Below are 16,337 nucleotides of genomic sequence, written 5' to 3'. Positions count from 1 at the left end.
AAATGGGGAAAAATGGCTAAGTAAAAATCCTTCAGAGCTCGATTTCTCCCCAGCCTTTTGGCACATTATAGAGCAATTCCCCTCTCCTAATTTCTAAAGGCGAATCGATATTATTATGGTACAATTGGCCTGTTCCTAATCCTTGGGGTAAATTTGGTTGATAGGTAGACGTAAATTGAGAAATCGCATTCAGGCCCACGTTAGCCTCTAACATGGAGGTCATCCACCAGCCAATTTCCATTTCCTCAGCAATGTTAATCCATTCTTTACATGAAAGAATTCCACCTACTAAGGAAGGCTTTAAAATGATGTACTTCGGCTTTATTTGCGCCAACAAATCTCTCTTTTCAGAAGCTTCATGAATACCGATAAGCTCTTCATCTAAGGCAATATCTAATAGAGTTTCTGCACATAAATGAGCCATACTTTGTCTTTGACCTTGCTTAATCGGTTGCTCAATGGAATGAATTTCTAGAGAAGCCAATTGCTCTAACTTATCCAGAGCTTCTTCGGGAAAAAAAGCGCCATTGGCATCTACACGAAGCGTAATGTCCTGAGCGGAATATTGAGCACGAATTCCCTCCAGCAATTCTATTTCGGTTTGAAAATCGATGGCACCAATTTTCAGCTTTATGGTATTAAAGCCTTGTTTGAGTTTCTCATCGATTTGCTTTTGCATGAAAGTCCGATCTCCCATCCAAATCAAACCATTGATGGGTATTCGGTATTTTCCTTCCGCAAAATCATTTTGAAAAAGCACCCTTTTGCCTCCGTTGAGTAAATCGAGTAAGGCAGTTTCAATTCCAAACCTTACTGAAGGAAGTTCAGAAGGAACATTCAACTTAATAAAGTTCAAAAGCTCTTCTTCCGATTCAGGAAAATCCAATGCGGAAAGTTGGTCTAAAACTCTTCTCAGTTGATCTTCATAGGTTTCGCTATAATCAATGCTGAGCCCTTTCAGCGGACTGGCTTCTCCCCAACCTTCAATGGAAGATTGTCCCTTTTTCCATGCCTTAATAAACCAAGTTTCTTTCTCTGTGAAACTGCCTCGCGAAGTACCAGCTTCGAATCGAAATCTTAAAACATGCGGAATTACCTTAAACTCGACCTTCATTATTTACCCAAAAGTCGCTTAACGTATTTGCCAATGATATCGAATTCCAAATTCACCTTATCCCCTACCTTCAACTGGTTAAAACTCGTATGTTCATAGGTATATGGAATGATTGCCACACGAAATTTCCCTTCTTCTGAATTGAAACAGGTCAGGCTTGTTCCATTTACGCATATGGAACCCTTTTCTACGGTTACATTGCCCAATGCAGGGTCGTATTCGAAATCAAAAAGCCAGCTTCCGTCCTGTTCTTTAACTTAAGTCACCGTTCCAATCTGATCCACATGGCCTTGAACTACGTGCCCATCAAAACGCCCGTTGGCAATCATGCAACGCTCTAAGTTTACCAATCGGCCTTCGCTCCAATCTCCAAGATTAGTTTTTTGAAGCGTTTCATCAATAGCGGTAACTACATGTTCATCATCGCCAAGCTGCACCACAGTGAGACAAACGCCATTATGCGATACACTCTGATCAATTTTAAGCTCTTTGCTGATGGTGCTACTTACGGTAAAATGAACGTTGGTTCCTTCCTTTTCTACCTTCTTAATTTTGCCGGTAGCCTCAATAATTCCGGTAAACATATCTGTGATTTTCTGATTCAAATTTAACATGCCTTACTTAACTCCTTGCTCAGGATATTTGCCTGTTTTGGTTCGATAGAAGGCTTTCATTTTTTCAATATCAGCTTCTACATCGCCAGAAGGCATAAACATTGGGCCCATACCGGCAATCTTATTCTTATAATCTAAGAATCCCATTACAATGGGAACGTTTGCTTTGATGGCCGTATAATAAAATCCTGTTTTCCAATCTTCCCTATACTTTCGGGTTCCTTCCGGGGTAACCATCACCGCTAAGGTTTCATATTGATCGAAAAGTTCGGCCATGGCATCCACTGTGCTTCTACGCGCATCTCCTTTTTTCTTGGGAGAACGATCAATGGCAATGGCTCCCATTCGCCTGAGTATCCAACCCAGCGGACCAATAAGCAGTTCCTTTTTAATGGTATAACTCAATGGAACATCGAGGATATAAAAAGCTGCTCGAGCGTGTACAAAATCCCAGTTGCTGGTGTGAGGAGCAGCCGTAATGACAATTTTTTTTATGCCCTTTGGAAATTCACCTTCAATTTTCCAACCTGTAATCCAGAACCAAAATCTGGACAATAATTTCATCATGAGGCCTTAAGATATTTCGTTTGAGTTTTGACTGATAGCGTCCAATAGTAATTCTACTGCTGGACTTTGCTTTTCTTCGAACATACGATGTGTCGATTCATAACCGATTTCATAAATCTCGTTTGCCTTTTTTATATCGAAGGTTCCGTATTGGCGCAAGGCTTTGGGCTCTATCAATAAATCGCACGAAAGCTTGCTAATGGCCACATTCGCACTGATGCTTACCATGGAAATACGCTCAAAAATTCGCTTAGCTCCGCTCAATTCTTCTTCCTTAATAATAGGAGCTACATTGACGCCAATTACTACATCGCAACTTTCGCGGAGCACTTCTGTAGGCATGTTGTTTACAATTCCACCATCAACATATAAGTGGTCACCAATTTTCACGGGATCGAAGATGAAAGGAATGCAGCTTGAAGCCATCATGGCCTTTACCAATGGGCCTTCTGAAAACACATGCTTAGAACCTTCATTCAAATCTGTTGCGATGATTTTCAATGGGATTTTAGCATTGTCGAAAGTCTCACCATCCAAATACGTATTGAAAACTTCTTCGCTCTTGCTCATATTCAACAAGCCCGAAAAGCTCCAAGCAGGCCAAATAATTTTGAAGAGGTTGGTTTTCGAAATGATGTCTAACGATTCTGTAGGAGAATAGCCATGAGCATAAAAAGCACCTGCTATGGAGCCAGCGCTTGTGCCCGAAATTTCATCAATTTTGATTCCGATTTCGTCAAGCGCCTGCAATACGCCAAGGTGTGCAAATCCTCGGGCTCCCCCACCCGACAAAGCAATTCCTACTTTCATTTTAAAGAATTTCTGACAAAGGAAAAGTTCTATCCAACCTTACTCCCTTTTCTGTCTGTTTCACTGTGCAACACTCGTTTTGCGCATCATGTTCAAGAAAAAGTATGTATTCATTTTCAGCCGCTTCTTTCAAAAATTTCTCCTTTTCCGAAAGGGTTAATAAAGGTCGAGTATCATAGCCCATCACATAAGGCAAAGGAATGTGCCCGGTTGAAGGAAGCAAATCGGCCATAAACACGATGGTTTTATCCTTATACTTAATTTTAGGGAGCATCTGTTTATCCGTATGACCATCGGCCGTCAGAATTTCGAATTGTTCAAAAGGCGAAGAACCGTTTAAAGGAACAAAATTCAGATGTCCACTCTGTTCCATCGGTAGAATATTTTCTTTTAGGAACGAAGCCTTTTCTCTCGCGTTCGGAACAGTCGCCCATTGCCAATGATCTTGATTGCTCCAATATTTTGCATTAGGAAAATGAAGGTTCAACTTTTCTTTATCCTCGCCTACATAATCTACACCACCGCCACAATGATCGAAATGAAGGTAAGTCAAGAACATATCTGTTATCTCATCAGGAGAAAAACCTGCCTTCTTCAATGAACCATCCAAGCTGTCTTCTCCATGTAAATAATAGTGACTGAAGAATTTAGCGTCTTGTTTATTGCCAATACCATTATCAATTAAAATCAAACGATCGCCATCTTCTATCAAAAGACAACGCATGGCCCAAGTACAGAGGTTATTTTCATCAGCTGGGTTTGTTCTAGACCAAAGGGATTTTGGCACCACTCCAAACATTGCTCCACCATCGAGTTTAAAAAATCCTGTGTTGATTATGTGTAATTGCATGCATGCAATTTAACGAATCGGCTCGAAGGTAGAACTTGTAAAGCTGAGTTTTCCAAAGAGAAGCTTAGCGTTTCAACTCGCTGGCAATAGAATCTCTTAATGCAGTAGAATTCGACTTTACAGTTTCGTAGATCGAAATACGTTTTCTCATAAAATTCCAATAGCTGCCAATAAGGTTTATGGCGAGGTTTGTTTTTAGAGGTTCAATATTATCAACTCCGCCATCTCCCATCCTAAACCGAATATTCTCCAACATATATGGATAAATCTGATTGCTGGTTAGTTCTTTTAAAAAGTCGTCTATGAATTGAATTTCATCATAATCCACATTATATAAATCGGTTAATGCAGATCTGATCTCATAATTTTCGATAAGCCCAAGAGAGCCTGAGTTTACTAGTGAATGAAAAGTACCATCATTAGGATTGAAATAAGGAGCTGTATAAGTACTGGTTATGTAATCTTTTTTCAAACTATCAATAGGCAAGGCGCCATAAATAAAACCGAACAAAGCATAACTATTATCCCTCAGTACTTTGGAAGAATCGATGATAACTCCCATACTTTTGATGTCTTCGGTAAGGTCTTTCTTCAATGATTCCAGATAGTTGCGTTCCGTATCTCTATCTCTTTGATTTTCGCCCCATCTTTCTAAGCCAAAAGCTATACTGATACCGATGACCACTACCAAAAGTTCCAAAAAATAGTTTTTCCATTGGGTTTTACGTCCTGAAGCCATTTTAAAAAGTGTTGATGGTTGAATTCGGTTTTAAGCAATCATGGCTTTTACCTTACGGAAAATAGTCAAAAACAAAAAGACCACAAAGCAGTGCCTTGTGGTCTTAAATTCTTATATCAAAAATCAACTTATTCGATTACTTCTCCCATTCCAGAGAATTTCTCGATTCTGTTGTTGATTCTTTCCGTTGCATCTTGTGCTAAAAGAGGCTCTAGTTCTTTCAAAATGGTATTTTTCAGCTCATTGCACATCCATTTGATATCGCGATGCGCACCACCTAATGGTTCACTGATAATACCATCAATAAGACCGAAGCCTTTCATGTCGTCTGCAGTAAGCTTTAAAGCCTCTGCTGCTTGCTCCTTGTAATCCCAGCTTCTCCAAAGAATTGAAGAGCAAGATTCAGGAGAAATCACAGAATACCATGTGTTTTCCAACATTAAAACCCTGTCGCCAATGGCAATTCCCAAGGCTCCACCTGAAGCACCTTCACCTATAATGATACAGATTACAGGCACTTTAAGCATGAACATATCGCGAATATTGCGTGCGATTGCTTCGCCTTGTCCGCGTTCTTCTGCTTCAAAACCAGGATAAGCACCAGGAGTGTCAATTAGCGTAACGATAGGCACATTGAACTTTTCGGCCATTTTCATAAGCCTCAAAGCTTTTCTGTAACCTTCAGGATTAGCCATTCCAAAGTTTCTCATTTGGCGCTGCTTGGTGTTTCTACCCTTCTGCTGCCCAATAAACATTACGGTCTGGCCATTTACAGTACCCAGTCCGCCTACCATAGCCTTATCATCCTTCACCGTTCTATCGCCAAAAAGCTCGATAAAATCATCGGTGATACTATAAATATAATCAAGGGTATAAGGTCTTTCAGGATGGCGGGAAAGTTGTACTTTTTGCCAGCGGGTAAGGTTTTTATAGGTTTCCTCTTTCAGGGTTTGGATTTTCTTTTCCAAACTCTTAATGTCATCGCTCACATCTACCTTACTGTTTTCAGCCAACTGTTTCATTTCAGCCAGCTTCTCTTCTAGATTTACAATTGGTTGTTCGAATTCCAAAAGCATTGAATTAAAGATTGAAGGTACAAAATTAATATTTATCGCTAAGCCACCTTGTTAAAAGGTAATTTTTCGTCCGACACTCTCGATTTCTTCATTTTTGACTAATTTCAGCTAAATCTTTGACCATGCTTGCGACTAATCATCTTGCCACAATCAAAAATATTCTACTCTTTTTTATGGCCATCGTTATTGTGATGGTGATTAAAGAGTTGGCAGGTTTGCTTATTCCTTTGGCTTTCGCCCTATTTACCGGAATTCTTTTACAACCTGTTATCGCTTATTTAGATCGAAAGAACTGGCCCTACATGCTCAGCATTGTAGTGATAACGGTAATATCAATCGGTTTTATATTTCTGATTACCCTTATCGTTATCGACACGGGTTCTCAAATTGTCGATCAAAAAGATAAACTCCTTGAACAAATAGGAAACCGAGTAAACAGCCTAGTTGTTCAATTTGAAGGCATTCCAGGTTTCGACAGCCTTAAAGAAAGAGATTTCAAAGAAACTTTCTCCAGCATTCTTTCTGCTGAAGCTATGCTGAACACTTCTGGTCAATTGGCCAGCCAAGTGGGTACCTTCACTTTCAATTTTATTCTTTCCGCTATCTATTTAGTAGCTGTTTTGGGCAGTATTGTTCGCTATGAAAAATACATCAACTATTTAGAAGGCGATGATGATATTGGAAAACAAAGATTAACCAAAGCCTTTATTGAGGTTAAAGATGCCATTGGAAGTTATATGAAAGTGAAATTTTTCACCAGTTTGTGTACAGGGCTTTTCTTCTCACTCATCTGTTGGCTGTTCGGTATCGATTTCGTTCTTTTCTGGGGTTTCTTTGCTTTTATGCTCAATTTTATACCCACGGTAGGTTCTATTACCGCTACCATACCTCCTATTTTACTTGGGCTTATTCAAATTGATAGTACAGGAAGTTACATTTTCTTTATTGTACTACTTATTGCCACCCAGTTTGTTTGGGGCAACGTGGTAGAACCTTTTATGATGGGTTCTTCATTAGCATTGAATACGGTTACCGTAATTCTAGGCCTTGTAGTTTGGGGCTATATTTGGGGCGTTGCCGGTATGTTGCTTTCTGTACCTTTGATCGTTCTAGCACGTGTAATCCTGGCTCAAATTCCAGATGCAGATATGATTGTAAAGCTCATGGGACGAAGCCAAGTTAAAGAGTAAAAACTCTTTAACTTATGCGTAAACATGTAGAAAATCTCCGTCTTGATCTACATTATAGATAGTTAAGCCATTTCGGGCATCACTGTTTAAGCCAGAACCAGAAAGAGAAAATCGCGCACCATGTTCAGTGCAATACCATTCATCGTTTCGTAACCTAATCAGTTTCCTAGCTTCATGTGAGCACAATCGAGTTGCCGCTACATAACTTCCACTTGTGGTTCTGCCCACCACCACTTGGTTATTTACAACAATGTAGCCTCCATCTTGAAGTAAGTTGGCATTGGAAGTTTCTGTTAAATCCAGTGTAAAATCTACATTTTGAGCGCTTTGATCTGGCGTAACGTTATCGGTGGCGCATCCGCCCAAGCAAGTTGCTGTCAATGCAAAAGCGGCTCCAGCTCCCAATTGCTTTAAGAATTCTGATCGGTTCATTTTCAACAATTTTAAATTTTCACTTAAAAACTAAAGTTGACTCCAAGGCTGAAAATATTAGCACTCAAACTCGGAGATCGGGTATAGTGACCATATTTGAAGTCAATTTCCTTCCAAACCACTGTTCGATTTTTCTTCCCTACATTCTTGTAAGTTTTGATTCCATTAGCCGGACTGTAGCGAATTCCTAAACCATAATTATGGCTTTCCAAAGCTGATAAATCATAATCCGAAGTGTAATATTGGTCCGTTGTAATATGGGTTCCGTAAGCGCCAAAGTAGTTGGCAGCAGCTTGTGTGTGGTATCTGTAGAAAGGATAAACAGAGAAGAAGCGGTTGATTTTAACCGGAATTTCTAAAGAGGCGGTGTGCGATTCAACACCCCAATCATCCCAATAATATCGGTAATATGCTCTGAACAAAAAGAGATCGCTGGCATAATAATTCAATCGAAAGCCAATCGGAATTTTGATTCTATTGAAAGGTAGTTTCTCAACCTTCGGGCTTGCTTGATCAGAAAAGTAGACTCGGTGAAAAGGAGTGCTTAACAAACCTGATTGACTCACAAAATCTACGGAAACGCTGGCCTGCATTCTCTTATTAATTACCTGAGAGTAACTGGCCGAAACACTATATGACCTTCTCTGATCGCTATTTACCCATTGTTGGCTGCGTAACTCTGCTGGATAAATGAGCACCCATTTATCGATAAATGCTTGGCCAGATAAACCAAAGCTGCTATTTCCATCTTTAGAACTTCGATTGATGTAGCCTGAAAATTGAAAGGAGGTATAATCGTATTCCTTAGAGCCTCCAACTTTAAAACCGTATGTGGTTTGAAGATTCGGGGATTTGTTCCATCCGAAATTTCCATGAACGCGAACATCACTGCTTGAAGCAGATGAAACGTAGGCATCAATTTTATCGGTAGAAGCCGAGGAATAATAATCGAAGCCACCATCAAAACTTATGGTCGTGGTTTCATTCACCGGAATGTTCACAATCACTTTTGAAGTAACATCCGTGAGCTGTTCCGTACCAATACCACCTGTAACAGGTGAATTATTACCATCCTGAGCATAATAACTAAAGAGAACAGAAAGATCTGATTCCTTCAGTTTTTTTATCTCAAAAGCCGTAGTATCCTTTTGAGTATTTTGAGCCGACAGTTGCTGCGCTAGAGCAAATAAGGCTATAATAACAGGAAACTTTCTCATCAATTGCAGCCGCATCCTCCCCCAACTTTACCACCATTTGCACCTGATGCTCCTTCTCTATAAGACTGATAATTGATGCAGAAATAATCGATTTTACGTGCCGCCAAATCCATTTCCTGATCATTGAGATACACTTTTTGATAAGCCTTTACACTTGTGCAGGACTGAGCAGTGGCCATTGCCACTAAAATCAACAATCCCATTATGGTTCTTTTTTTCATAGCTTTTGATTCAGTTCTAAGTTTTCAGAAGTTTTTATCTGGTCTTGATCGGTCACAATCAGGCATTCCACTCCTTTCAGCTGATTGATCAGGAATAGTCCTCGTTCTACGCCCAACACAAACACACTCGTAGCTAAGGCATCGGCCAATTCTGGATTTGAAGTGATGATTGTAGCGCTTTTGATTCCCGTGGTGGGATAACCAGTTCGAGGGTCAATGATGTGTGCATAACGAACACCATCGAACATAACAAAGCGCTCGTAATCGCCAGAAGTAACTACGGCTCCATCGGCCACGGTAAGCCACGAAAGCACCTTGTTCTTATCTTTTGGGTCAGAGATAGCCACTTTGAAGGGCTCTCCTTTTTCATCTTTTCCCCAAGCAATCAAGTCACCAGCTGCATTTACAACTCCATTTTGAATGCCCAATGCCTTCATTTTTTCTTTGGCCCTTTGCGCTGCATACCCTTTTCCGATAGCACCAAAGCCAATTTTCATTCCTTCTTCCTTTAGAAAAACAGACTTTTCAGTTTCGTTTAAAATGATGTTTTCATAATTGATTTTTGAAGCGGCTGTTTTTACCAGTTCAGGACTTGGAAGCTTTTTCATCGATCCATCAAATTTCCAAATGCGATCCATGGAAGCGAAAGACATATCAAAAGCGCCATCCGTAATTTTTGAAATCTGCTGCCCCCTTTTGATCAGTTGAAAAAGTTCATCAGAAACAACAACAGGTTGAATGCCTGCTTGCCTGTTGATTTCGCTCGTTTGAGAAGATGGATCCCAAGAAGAAATCAACTTTTCAATTCTATCAATTTCTAAAATGGCTGCATTAATGGCCTTCCAAGCCTTGTCGACATCGGGATCAATAGCCGTGATCTCGAACCTCGACCCCATCAGTTTAAGTACTTTTTGATGCTTAAGCTGCTGCGCATAAGACACCATAGAAACCAAAAGCCCAATTACCACTAATGCTTTTTTCATGGTAATAAGGTTTTGAATTCGGAAATGTAATCTTGAGCACTTTTGGTTTTATCAAAGCCAAATTTGCCAATCACTTTTCCTTCAGCATCGATAAATAGAGCTAGGGGAAAAACGCCATCAGAATTATACTTTGCAGCTAGCTTTTCATTCAAAGCAGTTTGTTCAGCCGAAAGTTGATTCTTCTTTTTATAAGGAAAATCGGCTTTCACCAGAACAAGTCTTTCTTCAGCGAAAGCCACAAAGTCTTCCGTTTCGAAGAGTTGCTGATGAAGTTGAATGCAGGGCTTGCACCAATCTGAACCAGAGAATACGAGAAGAACAATCTTATCTGACTTTGAAGCTTTATGCAAAGCATTATCAAAATTAAAAGTCCAATGAGGTTCGGCTTGAAAATGGAAAAGGAAGCTTCCAAGTATAAGTAGGTATTTCATGACACACTGATTTATGTGCCTCAATACGATTCGGTAACCATCACCCTACCCCCAAAGTTGAAAGATTTATAAATTCTATTTATTCAGGGCACAGCAGTAAAGCCGAACTGACTTTACTAACTTTACAAGAAATTCATCCGCCAAACTTTATGACCGAAATCATTACCAAACTACTCTTTCTTATTGCTGTTATCGATCCTTTGGGTTCTGTTCCAGTGTATTTGGAAGCCACTAAACATCTTGATGTTACTCATAAAAAGAAAGTAGCAAAGCGAGCTTCGATTGTAGCTTTTTGTGTGCTTATGTTCTTCATTATCATTGGTCAGGTGATTTTAGAAGGCATGCAAGTCTCGCTAGATGCGTTTCAAATCTCAGGCGGAGTTATTCTTTTTCTGTTTGCGCTTACCATGATTTTCGGAGATGGAAAGCCTGAATCTGAAAAACACCTTATTAAAGATTACAAGCACGTTACCATTTTTCCCGTGGCTATACCTTCTATTGCATCGCCAGGAGCTATTATGGCAGTTGTATTGATGACTGATAACCACGTTTACTCTATTCAGCAACAGGCCATAACTTCTTTTCTGGTATTGGTGGTAATCGCTCTTACCTGCCTTTTATTGCTCACCGCTCGTTTGGTTCAAGAAAGAGTTGGAGAATATGGAATTACCGTAATCAGTAAAATTATGGGACTGATTTTAGCCTCATATGCGGTACAAAGTATTCTTTCAGGATTGAAAGATTTCTTTACTGGCAACCCACAGTTTACAGGGATTTAACCAATTAAACTCCCACAAAAACAGAAAGGGCATTCAAATCAAATTGAATGCCCTTTCTGTTTAATGTAAACCTCCCTCTTATTCCGCTCCTTTGAAAATGCTTTCAAGTTTCCTTTCGAGCTTTCTTCCTCTCAGGTTTTTACCAATTACTTTTCCTTCTGGGTCGAGCAAAAGGGCGAATGGAATGGCATTTACCTTGTACGTAATAGCCGCTTCTGATTGGAAATATTTAAGATCAGAAACGTGATTTGGCCAAATCAAACCATCTTCCTTAATGGCAGCTAACCATTGGTTTCTGCTTCTATCCAGCGAAACACTCATTACTTCGAAACCATCCTTGTTGTACTCGTTATACATGCGTACTACATTAGGATTCTCCTTACGACAAGGCCCACACCACGCAGCCCAGAAGTCTAGTAGCACGTATTTTCCTCTTAAATCAGAAAAACTCATAGTAGTGCCATCTGGTTTTGGAAGCGTGAAATCTGGTGCAACTTCGCCAATGCTTACGGCTGGCTTAAAGTAAGGTAGGTTCTCTACAAACATTTTCACGTGGCTAGATTCAGGCAATTCTTTGGTCAATTTTGTACCTAAACTGTCCAAAAATGGATACTCTTCTTCCTTATTGGTGAAGTAATCCGTGATTAGAATTGGCACAATGGAATCTTCCATTTCCCAAGCCATTGACTTTAGTTTATTTACTTTTTGAGCTTCCAAAGCCATTCCTTCATCAGTAAGCTCTTCCATTTTAAGGTTATCGCCAGACTGTTGTGCAGTTTTATATTTTTGGTTGAAGTCTTGAACTACTTTTGAGTATTCGCCCAAATAATCCATTACTTCGGCCAAGTAAGTCATATCCTTAGAACCTTTCGCTTCTATAAAATTACCACCTTGACCATCGGCATTCACCGTAATATCTTCATCATCTAATACAAGAATTTCGAATTGCTGACCATAAACATTGATTCGATAAAAACCAGGTTCGGCCACTGGAGTCACAATTTCAAATTTGCCATCATCATCGGCAGAAACTGTTGCTACATGTGTAGTTTGGCCTACTTCAAACTTTTCAAGAATGATTTCACCTTGAGGAATTGGGTTATTAATTTTCCCCGAAATTTTTACTGAACCATCAGGAGTACCGCAGCCCCAAACCGCAAAAACTACCAACAGCAAAAAAACAATACTTCTATTTTTAGTCATGATTTATGAAAGTTCTTTCTCTAATAATGATTTCACTTTTTGTGGGTCGGCTTTTCCAGAACTCTTTTTCATTACCTCTCCCATAAAGAGCCCCAACAGACCCTTTTTCCCTTTTTTATAAGCAGCCACTTTATCGGGCATTTGCTGTAAAACTTCTTTCACAAAGTTCAACAATTCATCTTCATCACCAACCATTAACAGGTTTAGTTCTGTTGCCAATGTTGACGCAGTTTTTTCAGAGTCTAACATGGCAGGCAATATGCGTTGCGAAGCCATTGAAAAACTGACTTTATTTTCTTCAACCAAGTTGATTAAACCAGCCAAACGTTCAGGGGAAAGGTTGATTTCTTCAATGGAAGAATTTCTTTCATTCAAAAGTCCCTTTAATGGCCCATTCAACCAATTTGCGGCCGCTTTATAGTTAGTGGTTAAACCACAAAGTGTATCAAAATAATACGCTATCTCTTTCTCTTCAGCCAAAAGCCAAGCATCGTAATTCGTTAATTCATAATCAGTTATGAATTTTACTCTATACGCTTCTGGCAAAGTGGGCATCTCATTCTTTATAGAAGAAAGCGCACTTTCGTTGACGATTACAGGAGGCAAATCAGGGCAAGGAAAATAGCGGTAGTCATTCATGGTTTCTTTAAAACGCATGCTTGCCGTTTTTCCAGAATCAGGATCGAAAGTTCTGGTTTCTATCACAATTTCTTCATCATTCAAAGCAAGCTCAAGCTGCCTTTCTATTTCGTGATCGATTGCCTTTCTGACATTGTTGATGGAATTCATGTTTTTGACTTCCACCTTGTTCCCCAATTTATCTGCGTTCAAAGGCATAATGGAAATATTGGCATCGCAACGCAACTCTCCATTTTCCATATTTCCACCACTGATTTCCAGAAAACGAACCAATCTTCGGATTTCTTGTAGGAAAGCTGCCGCTTCCTCCGACCAACTCATATCAGGATCAGTTACGATTTCGATCAGAGGCGTTCCTGCCCTATTTAAATCGATGAGCGTATCGGGGCCCTCATCATGAATGGATTTTCCTGCATCTTCTTCTAAATGAATATGATGAAGTTGAGCGTATTCTTTTTGCAAATCTTCACCCACAAGGGCCACCTGTCCACCTACACAAATCGGAGTTTTATCTTGAGTAGTTTGGTACCCTTTCGGCAGATCTGGATAGAAATAATTCTTTCTGGCAAAGTGGTTCAACTCGGTAATTTCGCAATGGCAGGCCAATCCCATTTTGATGGCCTTTTCCAAAACCGCCTCGTTTAAAACCGGCAACGTTCCTGGGTGTCCCAAAGAAATCGGGCTAACATGGGTGTTAGGTTCACCACCAAAATCGTTAGGATCAGAGGCAAAAATCTTAGATTCAGTATTCAACTGAACATGCACCTCTAAACCTATAACAGCCTTATAACCTGATTGATATAATCTATCTTGAATACTATGCAAGGTCAGCAAGTTTTGTTTTGGCTTCAGCAACAACCTGATCCAAACCTGAAACATCTTTTCCTCCAGCAGTAGCGAAGAAAGGCTGACCTCCCCCGCCTCCTTTGATGTGCTTGGCCAAATCGCGAACAATTTGACCAGCATTCAATCCTTTGCCCACAACATCATCAGTCAACACAACTGAAATCTGAGGGCTTCCATTGATATCTGCAGCCAAAACCGCGAAAAGGTTTTCTACTTCATTTCTCAGTTCGAAAGAAATCTTCTTAAGTGCATCGGCATTAGGCAAGCTCACTTTTTGAATGATTACATTCAGTCCATTTTCTTGACTAACATTCGACAACAGACCTTCTTTCAACTGGCCTGCTTGTTTATTATGAAGCACTTCAAGTTCTTTTGAAAGCTTTTTGCTTTCATCCATCAAACTTTGAATGGCTTTTGTAAGGTCTTTCGGGTTCTTCAATAAATCCTTAACCTCCCGCAAAAGCTTATCTTGACCGCTAACGTATTCGAATGCTTTCGGACCAGTTAAACCTTCAATTCTTCTAACACCAGCAGCCACGGCACTTTCTGAAACGATCTTCAATAAACCGATTTGGCCTGTTGCGGCCACGTGAGTTCCTCCGCAAAGCTCTACAGAGTATTCAGGATCAAATGTAATTACACGAACAAACTCTCCGTACTTTTCACCAAAAAGAGCGGTAGCACCCAACTTTTTGGCTTCTTCAATCGGAACATTTCTTTTTTCGTTCAGCTGAATATTTTGGCGAATATGATCATTGACAATTTTCTCAATCTGCTCGATTTGCTCTGGTTCAACCTTGGCAAAATGAGAGAAGTCGAAACGCAAAACATTATCAGAAACCAATGAACCCTTCTGCTGAACATGATCTCCCAAAACCTGTCTTAAAGCAGAATGCAAAAGGTGAGTAGCGGAGTGATTGTTTTTGATCAACTCTCTCCTGTTTGCATTAATTTCTGCGGTGAATTCAGCATCAGGTTGAGCTGGAATTTTATCCGTAAAGTGAACGATTAAATCATTCTCTTTTTGAGTATCTATTACTTTGATGGTTTCTGAATCATTCTTCAGAATACCCTTATCTCCTACTTGACCACCACTTTCGCCATAGAATGGTGTTTTATCGAGAACAATCTGATAAATCGTTCCCTTCTTCTCTTTAATCTCGCGGTATTTGATGATTTTGGCTTGGGTTGAACTATGATCATAGCCAACGAATTCAGAAGTTTCTTCATCCGCTACCATAATCCAGTCTCCTTTCTCTTGAGCGGCATCGGCCTTTGAACGCTGCTTTTGCTCAGCCATAGCGGCATTAAAACCAGCTTCATCAATACTCAAATCATTCTCTCTGGCAATCAATCCCGTTAAATCCACCGGGAAACCATAAGTATCGTAAAGTTCGAAAACTACTTGACCATCAATCACAGTTTCTCCAGAAGCTACCATGTTTGATTTTACTTGGTCGAGTTTTTTCAAACCATTTTCCAAAGTTCTTAAGAAAGACGATTCTTCTTCCTTAATCACCTTAGCGACAAATTCTTGTTGACTTACTAATTCATCGAAAACACCAGTAAACTGCTCCGCCAAAACTGGAAGTAATGCGTATAAGAATGGCTCTTTCAGATTCAAGAAAGTGTAGCCATAGCGCACTGCTCTTCTTAAAATTCTACGAATTACATAACCTGCTTTATTGTTTGAAGGCAACTGGCCATCGGCAATGGCAAAAGAAATCGCACGAATGTGGTCTACGATAACACGAATCGCAATATCTGTCTTCTCATTTTCTCCATACTTCACTCCTGATTGCTTAGAAACAAACTCAATCAATGGTGTGAAAACATCGGTATCATAAGTTGATTCTTTCTTCTGAAGTGCCATGGAAAGGCGTTCAAAACCCATCCCAGTATCAATATGTTGAGCAGGTAAGTTCACCAAGCTTCCATCTGCCTTTCTATCGAATTGCATGAAAACGAGGTTCCAGATTTCAACTACTTGAGGGTGGTCATTATTCACCAAATCTCTTCCCGAGACTTTGGCAACTTCGTCTTCTGGTCTAAGGTCGATATGGATTTCAGAACAAGGTCCACATGGCCCTGTATCGCCCATTTCCCAGAAGTTATCTTTCTTATTTCCGCCAATGATTCTGTCTTCGCTTACATGGGCTTTCCAGAAGTCAGCAGCTTCTTGATCGTACTTTAAATTCTCCGCTTCATCTCCCTCAAAAACAGAAACATATAATCTGTCCTTTGGTAGACCATACACATCAGTGAGTAATTCCCACGCCCAGTCAATGGCTTCTTTTTTAAAGTAATCTCCAAACGACCAGTTGCCTAACATTTCGAACATGGTGTGGTGATAAGTATCAATCCCCACTTCTTCCAAGTCGTTATGCTTTCCTGAAACGCGCAGACATTTCTGGCTATTGGTGGCTCGTGTATAATCGGCTTTGCTATTGCCCAAGAAAAGATCTTTAAACTGGTTCATCCCCGCATTGGTAAACATCAACGTAGGGTCGTTTTTAAGCACTAATGGCGCTGAAGGCACAAAATGGTGGCCTTTCGATTTAAAAAATTCAATGAATTTTGATCTGATTTCTTTGGACTGCATCTTGTCTAAGTTATTTGCGTATAA

16 protein-coding genes and 1 pseudogene are annotated in these 16,337 nt (G+C 40.0%); 2 read left to right on the top strand and 15 right to left on the bottom strand.

The window, feature by feature from the left end; all coding sequences use genetic code 11:
- Nucleotides 1-31: 31 nt before the first annotated feature.
- From ACXACJ_RS06860 to ACXACJ_RS06830, 7 genes and pseudogenes are all read right to left on the bottom strand, one after another.
- Nucleotides 32-1,114, bottom strand: coding sequence for an o-succinylbenzoate synthase (locus ACXACJ_RS06860; protein ID WP_475133602.1), 1,083 nt, complete (start codon nucleotides 1,112-1,114; stop codon nucleotides 32-34).
- Nucleotides 1,114-1,698, bottom strand: a pseudogene (locus tag ACXACJ_RS06855) (riboflavin synthase). Before ACXACJ_RS06855 ends, ACXACJ_RS06860 begins: the two are co-directional and overlap by 1 nt.
- 33 nt (nucleotides 1,699-1,731) lie before the next feature.
- Entirely contained in the window at nucleotides 1,732-2,295 is a 564-nt protein-coding gene (locus ACXACJ_RS06850; protein WP_475133601.1) for a 1-acyl-sn-glycerol-3-phosphate acyltransferase, read from the bottom strand.
- A gap of 6 nt (nucleotides 2,296-2,301) precedes the next feature.
- The gene (locus ACXACJ_RS06845) at nucleotides 2,302-3,105 is read right to left on the bottom strand and encodes a patatin-like phospholipase family protein (RefSeq protein ID WP_475133600.1); all 804 of its coding nucleotides are present in this window, start codon (nucleotides 3,103-3,105) and stop codon (nucleotides 2,302-2,304) included.
- Nucleotide 3,106: 1 nt separating this feature from the next.
- Complete coding sequence (locus ACXACJ_RS06840; protein WP_475133599.1) at nucleotides 3,107-3,955, bottom strand: MBL fold metallo-hydrolase; 849 nt, start codon at nucleotides 3,953-3,955, stop codon at nucleotides 3,107-3,109.
- A gap of 64 nt (nucleotides 3,956-4,019) precedes the next feature.
- Nucleotides 4,020-4,694: a DUF6090 family protein gene (locus ACXACJ_RS06835; protein WP_475133598.1), complete on the bottom strand. Its 675-nt coding sequence runs from the start codon at nucleotides 4,692-4,694 to the stop codon at nucleotides 4,020-4,022.
- Nucleotides 4,695-4,822: 128 nt separating this feature from the next.
- The gene (locus tag ACXACJ_RS06830; protein ID WP_475133597.1) at nucleotides 4,823-5,770 is read right to left on the bottom strand and encodes an acetyl-CoA carboxylase carboxyltransferase subunit alpha; all 948 of its coding nucleotides are present in this window, start codon (nucleotides 5,768-5,770) and stop codon (nucleotides 4,823-4,825) included.
- A gap of 122 nt (nucleotides 5,771-5,892) precedes the next feature.
- On the opposite strand from ACXACJ_RS06830, the gene ACXACJ_RS06825 reads away from it, so the two are divergent.
- Nucleotides 5,893-6,960, top strand: a complete 1,068-nt coding sequence (locus tag ACXACJ_RS06825; RefSeq protein WP_475133596.1) for an AI-2E family transporter — start codon at nucleotides 5,893-5,895, stop codon at nucleotides 6,958-6,960.
- A 12-nt stretch (nucleotides 6,961-6,972) separates the two neighbouring features.
- Here ACXACJ_RS06825 and ACXACJ_RS06820 read toward each other — a convergent pair whose 3' ends face one another.
- Genes ACXACJ_RS06820 through ACXACJ_RS06800 form a run of 5 tightly spaced genes read right to left on the bottom strand, consistent with a single transcriptional unit; the run spans nucleotide 6,973 to nucleotide 10,244 of the window.
- Nucleotides 6,973-7,392: a Rieske (2Fe-2S) protein gene (locus tag ACXACJ_RS06820; protein ID WP_475133595.1), complete on the bottom strand. Its 420-nt coding sequence runs from the start codon at nucleotides 7,390-7,392 to the stop codon at nucleotides 6,973-6,975.
- A gap of 23 nt (nucleotides 7,393-7,415) precedes the next feature.
- Nucleotides 7,416-8,609, bottom strand: coding sequence for a DUF3570 domain-containing protein (locus tag ACXACJ_RS06815; RefSeq protein ID WP_475133594.1), 1,194 nt, complete (start codon nucleotides 8,607-8,609; stop codon nucleotides 7,416-7,418).
- Nucleotides 8,609-8,830, bottom strand: a complete 222-nt coding sequence (locus ACXACJ_RS06810) for a DUF4266 domain-containing protein (protein ID WP_475133593.1) — start codon at nucleotides 8,828-8,830, stop codon at nucleotides 8,609-8,611. Before ACXACJ_RS06810 ends, ACXACJ_RS06815 begins: the two co-directional genes overlap by 1 nt.
- Nucleotides 8,827-9,813, bottom strand: coding sequence for an FAD:protein FMN transferase (locus tag ACXACJ_RS06805; protein ID WP_475133592.1), 987 nt, complete (start codon nucleotides 9,811-9,813; stop codon nucleotides 8,827-8,829). Before ACXACJ_RS06805 ends, ACXACJ_RS06810 begins: the two co-directional genes overlap by 4 nt.
- Nucleotides 9,810-10,244, bottom strand: coding sequence for a thioredoxin family protein (locus ACXACJ_RS06800; RefSeq protein ID WP_475133591.1), 435 nt, complete (start codon nucleotides 10,242-10,244; stop codon nucleotides 9,810-9,812). Before ACXACJ_RS06800 ends, ACXACJ_RS06805 begins: the two co-directional genes overlap by 4 nt.
- Before the next feature lie 149 nt (nucleotides 10,245-10,393).
- Between ACXACJ_RS06800 and ACXACJ_RS06795 the strand changes: the two genes are divergently transcribed.
- Nucleotides 10,394-11,023: a MarC family protein gene (locus ACXACJ_RS06795; RefSeq protein WP_475133590.1), complete on the top strand. Its 630-nt coding sequence runs from the start codon at nucleotides 10,394-10,396 to the stop codon at nucleotides 11,021-11,023.
- Nucleotides 11,024-11,101: 78 nt separating this feature from the next.
- Here ACXACJ_RS06795 and ACXACJ_RS06790 read toward each other — a convergent pair whose 3' ends face one another.
- The 3 genes from ACXACJ_RS06790 to alaS are packed head-to-tail and all read right to left on the bottom strand — an operon-like array spanning nucleotide 11,102 to nucleotide 16,313.
- Nucleotides 11,102-12,226, bottom strand: coding sequence for a TlpA family protein disulfide reductase (locus ACXACJ_RS06790; RefSeq protein WP_475133589.1), 1,125 nt, complete (start codon nucleotides 12,224-12,226; stop codon nucleotides 11,102-11,104).
- A 3-nt stretch (nucleotides 12,227-12,229) separates the two neighbouring features.
- A complete protein-coding gene (gene gatB / locus ACXACJ_RS06785; RefSeq protein WP_475133588.1) occupies nucleotides 12,230-13,690 on the bottom strand; it encodes an Asp-tRNA(Asn)/Glu-tRNA(Gln) amidotransferase subunit GatB in 1,461 nt (486 codons plus the stop codon).
- Nucleotides 13,683-16,313: an alanine--tRNA ligase gene (alaS, locus tag ACXACJ_RS06780; RefSeq protein ID WP_475133587.1), complete on the bottom strand. Its 2,631-nt coding sequence runs from the start codon at nucleotides 16,311-16,313 to the stop codon at nucleotides 13,683-13,685. The genes gatB and alaS overlap by 8 nt, the downstream gene beginning before the upstream one ends.
- Nucleotides 16,314-16,337: the final 24 nt, after the last annotated feature.

It is taken from the genome of Roseivirga sp. AWQ4_251 (genome assembly GCF_056158225.1).
Note: the sequence above shows the minus strand (reverse complement) of the source record. Positions and strands in the feature narration are given on the sequence as shown.

What these genes read in the sequence shown, in the direction of transcription:
- ACXACJ_RS06815 (WP_475133594.1), bottom strand. Translation starts at nt 8,609, where the DNA reads ATGAGAAAGTTTCCTGTTATTATAGCCTTATTTGCTCTAGCGCAGCAA.
- ACXACJ_RS06790 (WP_475133589.1), bottom strand. Translation starts at nt 12,226, where the DNA reads ATGACTAAAAATAGAAGTATTGTTTTTTTGCTGTTGGTAGTTTTTGCG.
- ACXACJ_RS06825 (WP_475133596.1), top strand. Translation starts at nt 5,893, where the DNA reads ATGCTTGCGACTAATCATCTTGCCACAATCAAAAATATTCTACTCTTT.
- ACXACJ_RS06820 (WP_475133595.1), bottom strand. Translation starts at nt 7,392, where the DNA reads ATGAACCGATCAGAATTCTTAAAGCAATTGGGAGCTGGAGCCGCTTTT.
- ACXACJ_RS06860 (WP_475133602.1), bottom strand. Translation starts at nt 1,114, where the DNA reads ATGAAGGTCGAGTTTAAGGTAATTCCGCATGTTTTAAGATTTCGATTC.
- ACXACJ_RS06845 (WP_475133600.1), bottom strand. Translation starts at nt 3,105, where the DNA reads ATGAAAGTAGGAATTGCTTTGTCGGGTGGGGGAGCCCGAGGATTTGCA.
- ACXACJ_RS06805 (WP_475133592.1), bottom strand. Translation starts at nt 9,813, where the DNA reads ATGAAAAAAGCATTAGTGGTAATTGGGCTTTTGGTTTCTATGGTGTCT.
- ACXACJ_RS06830 (WP_475133597.1), bottom strand. Translation starts at nt 5,770, where the DNA reads ATGCTTTTGGAATTCGAACAACCAATTGTAAATCTAGAAGAGAAGCTG.
- alaS (WP_475133587.1), bottom strand. Translation starts at nt 16,313, where the DNA reads ATGCAGTCCAAAGAAATCAGATCAAAATTCATTGAATTTTTTAAATCG.
- ACXACJ_RS06840 (WP_475133599.1), bottom strand. Translation starts at nt 3,955, where the DNA reads ATGCAATTACACATAATCAACACAGGATTTTTTAAACTCGATGGTGGA.
- ACXACJ_RS06850 (WP_475133601.1), bottom strand. Translation starts at nt 2,295, where the DNA reads ATGATGAAATTATTGTCCAGATTTTGGTTCTGGATTACAGGTTGGAAA.
- ACXACJ_RS06835 (WP_475133598.1), bottom strand. Translation starts at nt 4,694, where the DNA reads ATGGCTTCAGGACGTAAAACCCAATGGAAAAACTATTTTTTGGAACTT.
- ACXACJ_RS06810 (WP_475133593.1), bottom strand. Translation starts at nt 8,830, where the DNA reads ATGAAAAAAAGAACCATAATGGGATTGTTGATTTTAGTGGCAATGGCC.
- ACXACJ_RS06795 (WP_475133590.1), top strand. Translation starts at nt 10,394, where the DNA reads ATGACCGAAATCATTACCAAACTACTCTTTCTTATTGCTGTTATCGAT.
- ACXACJ_RS06800 (WP_475133591.1), bottom strand. Translation starts at nt 10,244, where the DNA reads ATGAAATACCTACTTATACTTGGAAGCTTCCTTTTCCATTTTCAAGCC.